General features: G+C 70.7%; 4 protein-coding genes and 2 pseudogenes. 4 read left to right on the plus strand and 2 right to left on the minus strand.

Features of this window, described 5'->3' with window-relative positions; translation table 11 throughout:
- The 3 genes and pseudogenes from SACHA_RS24840 to SACHA_RS0102655 form a co-directional block, all read left to right on the plus strand.
- A pseudogene (locus tag SACHA_RS24840) lies at positions 1-292 on the plus strand (UDP-glucose 4-epimerase); the annotation flags it as partial.
- Positions 293-326: 34 nt separating this feature from the next.
- Entirely contained in the window at positions 327-1,007 is a 681-nt protein-coding gene (locus SACHA_RS0102650) for a glycosyltransferase family 2 protein (protein WP_019807002.1), read from the plus strand.
- A gap of 5 nt (positions 1,008-1,012) precedes the next feature.
- Complete coding sequence (locus tag SACHA_RS0102655) at positions 1,013-1,555, plus strand: DUF2304 domain-containing protein (protein ID WP_039737791.1); 543 nt, start codon at positions 1,013-1,015, stop codon at positions 1,553-1,555.
- 18 nt (positions 1,556-1,573) lie between these two features.
- On the opposite strand, the gene SACHA_RS0102660 is transcribed toward SACHA_RS0102655, so the two are convergent.
- Together SACHA_RS0102660 and guaA are read right to left on the minus strand one after the other, a co-directional pair.
- On the minus strand, positions 1,574-2,353 hold the full coding sequence (locus tag SACHA_RS0102660; RefSeq protein WP_019807006.1) for a GIDE domain-containing protein: 780 nt from the start codon (positions 2,351-2,353) through the stop codon (positions 1,574-1,576).
- 51 nt (positions 2,354-2,404) lie between these two features.
- A complete protein-coding gene (guaA, locus tag SACHA_RS0102665) occupies positions 2,405-3,958 on the minus strand; it encodes a glutamine-hydrolyzing GMP synthase (RefSeq protein ID WP_028662826.1) in 1,554 nt (517 codons plus the stop codon).
- Between the two features lie 100 nt (positions 3,959-4,058).
- Here guaA and SACHA_RS24845 point away from each other — a divergent pair.
- Positions 4,059-4,286, plus strand: a pseudogene (locus SACHA_RS24845) (aldehyde dehydrogenase family protein); the annotation flags it as partial.

Below are 4,286 nucleotides of genomic sequence, written 5' to 3' on the forward strand. Positions count from 1 at the left end.
CGCCGCGGCCGCGAACGCCGAGGACACACCCACCCACGGTCCCGCCCGCCTCGGCGACCTGCGGGCGTCGGCGCTGGACGCCGACTCGGCCCGGCGGGAACTGGGCTGGAAGCCGGAGACCGACCTGGCCGAGGGCGTGCGCCGCACCGTCGAGCACATCCGGGCCGCACAGATGGCGGACACCACCCCGGCGGCCGGGTCGGGGAACGCGACGTCGTCACCCCCTCCGGTCGCGTCCGGGGCCGCCTCTCCCGCCACGGCACAGAAGACCAGCCGCGACCCGTTACGATGAGCACGGCGTCGTGCCCGAATCCGGGGAGAGTCAGGTGAGCTACGAAGACGTCTGGGTGGTGATCCCGGTCTACAACGAGGACCGTGTGATCGCCGATGTCGTCGAACACGTCCGCGCGACGTTTCCCAACGTCGTCTGCGTGGACGACGGCTCGCACGACGACTCGGCCGGCCGCGTGGCGAGCACGGGAGCGCACCTGGTGCGGCACCCGATCAACCTCGGCCAGGGGGCGGCGCTGCAGACGGGCCTGTCCTACGCGCTGTCCCGCCCCGGGGCGCAGCACTTCCTCACCTTCGACGCCGACGGCCAGCACCAGGTCACCGACGCCGAACGGATGGTCGAGGTGGCCCGCGCCGGGGACGCCGACGTGGTGCTCGGGTCCCGCTTCCTCGAACAGGCCGAGGACGTGCCCTGGATCAAGCGGGTCGTGCTGCGCACGGCGGCGGTGCTCAGCCGCAACGTGCGCAAGCTCCGGCTGACCGACGCGCACAACGGCCTGCGGGTGTTCGCCCGTCCGGCCGCGGAACGCCTGCACATCAGCATGAACGGGATGGCCCACGCCTCGGAGATCGTATCGTTCCTGGCCAATCACGACTTCCGGGTCCGTGAGGTGCCGGTGCAGATCCTCTACACCGACTACTCGAAGGCCAAGGGCCAGTCGCTGATCAACGGTGTGAACATCCTGTTCGACTTCTCGCTGCGCAACCGGAGGTGATCAGCATGTGGGCGCAGGTCGTCCTGCTGGCGGCGGTCGCGGGGATCTTCCTCTACTTCGTCAGCCGCCGGCACAACGTCCGCATGCAGGCGGGCAAACGCATCGGCTTCTTCGGCTTCCTCGCCTTCGCCGTGTACGCGGTCCTGTTCCCCGGGCACGTCACGCTGCTCGCGCACGCGCTCGGCATCGGCCGTGGTGCGGACCTGCTGCTCTACATGCTGGTGGTGGCGTTCCTGTTCGGCATGCTGAACACCTACCTGCGCTTCCGCGGCACCACGCAGCAGATCACCGAACTGGCCCGGACCCTCGCCATCCGCGAGGCGGAGCTGGTCAACCACCAGCGCGGTGTGATGCGGGGCGAACAGGTCCACAGCCCGGTCGCGGCCACGACGGCGGCCACGGCGGAGGTGGCGGAGACGGACACACCGGGACCCGGTCCGGCCGGACCCGAGGTCCCGTCCGCCGCGCACGGCGGGGACACCGGTCCGGTGGAGGACACCTCGGGTCCGGACGACACCACCGAGCGCTCGGCCCAGCCCACCCGGTGACGACCGGGACCGTCCAGGTCAGGTCACCAATCCGCCCACCACGAAGCCGACGCCGAGCACAACGCCGATCACGACACCGACCGCGAGACCCGTGTGCAGCTTCCTGCGCTCGGCACGCAACTCGCTTCCGGGACGGGTGGAAATGACAAAGTGCCCACCCTGGCCGGGCCCGCGGATCGTGAGCGGTCCGAACGTGTCCTCCACCTCGCCGAGCACATGAAGTCGGGTACCCGGCCGCAACGACCACTCCGTGTACTGGTAGCCCACGGTGATCTCACTGTGCCCGGAGCCGGAGTCCGGTGTGAGACTCTCAAGGTCGATCTCGCCGGTCGCGGAGCGCACCGGTTCGAATCTGTGTACCGACTGCTCCACACCGTCCGGTTCGGTGTCCCCAGGTTCGACGAGGACCGTCCGTCCCTCCTCGTCCACCAGCGCGTACTTCTCTCGCGAGACGTGGTCGATCACGTTCTCACTGCGCTTCTTACGGCGCCGGAACTCACCGTGCTCGATGATCTCGTAGTGCCGGTCGACTCGGTAGTGGAACCACACGCACTCGGCCTTGGACAGCTCCGCCGTCAGTGCTCCGTCCGGCCCCGGATGCGCCGCACCCACCACCTGGACGGTCCGCCGCAGGTCCCCCTTACCACCGAGCTCGGCCGAAACATCACGGAGTTGCTCCAACTGCTGGATCGACAGCGTCTCCGTGCCGATCATCGCGTGCAGTTCACGGCGGGTGTGCCGCATGGCGAAGTACGCGCCCGCCGTGACCGCCAGTACGCTGACGCCCAACACCCACACCGATGATCACTCCTCAGCACAAGTCCGTGTCGTGGTCGCCCGGGTGGGCGACTATTCCCACTCGATCGTGCCAGGCGGCTTGCTCGTCACGTCGAGCACGACCCGGTTCACCTCGGTGACCTCGTTCGTGATGCGGGTGGAGATCCGTTCCAGCACGTCGTAGGGTATCCGGGCCCAGTCGGCGGTCATCGCGTCCTCGCTGGACACCGGACGCAGCACCACGGGATGACCGTAGGTGCGGCCGTCGCCCTGCACCCCGACGCTGCGTACGTCGGCGAGCAGCACCACGGGGCACTGCCAGATGTCGCTGTCCACCTCGGCCGAGCCGAGTTCCTCCCGCGCGATCGCGTCGGCGGCCCGCAGGGTCTCCAGCCGGTCGGACGTGACACCGCCGATGATGCGGATCGCCAGGCCCGGTCCGGGGAACGGCTGGCGGTGCACGATCGTCTCGGGCAGACCGAGCTCCAGCCCGACGCGGCGCACCTCGTCCTTGAACAGCAGCCGCAACGGCTCCACCAGCCCGAACTGGAGGTCCTCGGGGAGCCCGCCCACGTTGTGGTGGCTCTTGATGTTCGACGCACCCGTGCCGCCGCCGGACTCGACGACGTCCGGATAGAGCGTGCCCTGCACCAGATACTCGACATCGCCGCGCGCCTTGAGGTCGCGGGCGGCCTGCTCGAAGACCCGGATGAACTCCCGGCCGATGATCTTGCGCTTCTGCTCGGGGTCGGCCACCCCGGCGAGTGCGTCCAGGAACTGCTCCCGCGCGTCCACGGTGACGAGCTTCACCCCGGTGGCGGCGACGAAGTCGCGCTCGACCTGGGCCCGTTCGCCCGCGCGCAGCAGACCGTGGTCGACGAACACGCACGTCAGCCGTTCCCCGATCGCGCGCTGCACCAGGGCGGCCGCCACGGCGGAGTCCACCCCGCCGGACAGGCCGCAGATCGCGTGGCCGTCACCGATGTGCGCCCGGATACGGGCCACCTGCTCGTCCACGATGGAGGCGGTGGTCCACCGGGGGCGGATCCCGGCGACGTCGTGCAGGAACCGGCGCAGCACCTCCTGTCCGTGCGGGGAGTGCGCGACCTCGGGGTGGTACTGCACGCCGGCGAGCCCGCGCCCGGTGTCCTCGAACCCGGCCACGGGGGCGCCGTCGCTGGTCGCGGTGACATCGAAGCCCCCGGGCGCACCGGTCACGCAGTCACCGTGGCTCATCCACACCGGGTGTTTCGCGGGCAGCGCCTCGTGCAGCGCCCCGCCGCGGACACCGACCTCGGTGCGGCCGTACTCCCGGGTGCCGGTGTGCTCGACCGTGCCGCCGAGAGCGCGGGCCATCGCCTGGAAGCCGTAGCAGATCCCGAGCACCGGCACCCCGGTGTCGAACAGGGCGGGGTCCACCGCCGGGGCCCCGTCGGCGTAGACACTGGCGGGTCCGCCGGAGAGGATGATCGCGGCCGGTTCCCGGGCGACGAGCTCGTCGACCGGGGTGGTGTGCGGGACGACCTCCGAGTACACCTGGGCCTCCCGCACCCGGCGGGCGATGAGCTGCGCGTACTGCGCACCGTAGTCCACCACGAGCACGGGCCCCACGGAACCGTCTGCCACTGCCGGTCTCCTCACCGATCGTCTCTCCACACACCGACACACCCATCGTCCCAGGCCAACCGTCGCGCGGTGCCCCCAGGTCACGGTTACCGTGCGGCCCATGGAGGGCATGGACACCATCACACCGCGTCCCCGGCCGATGTGGCTCGCGGGCCGCGCCGAGGACGGCGACGACACCCGCCCCGTCACCCACCCCCACGACGCCACCGAGATCGCCACCGTGGCCGTGGCCGACACCGCCACGACCGACCGCGCGGTCACCGAGGTGGCGCGTTTCGCGGGCGGAATGCGGTCCTGGCCGGTCGCCGGCCGGGCCGCCGCCCTCGAC

This window comes from Saccharomonospora halophila 8, assembly GCF_000383775.1.
In the GTDB taxonomy this organism is placed as follows: domain Bacteria; phylum Actinomycetota; class Actinomycetes; order Mycobacteriales; family Pseudonocardiaceae; genus Saccharomonospora; species Saccharomonospora halophila.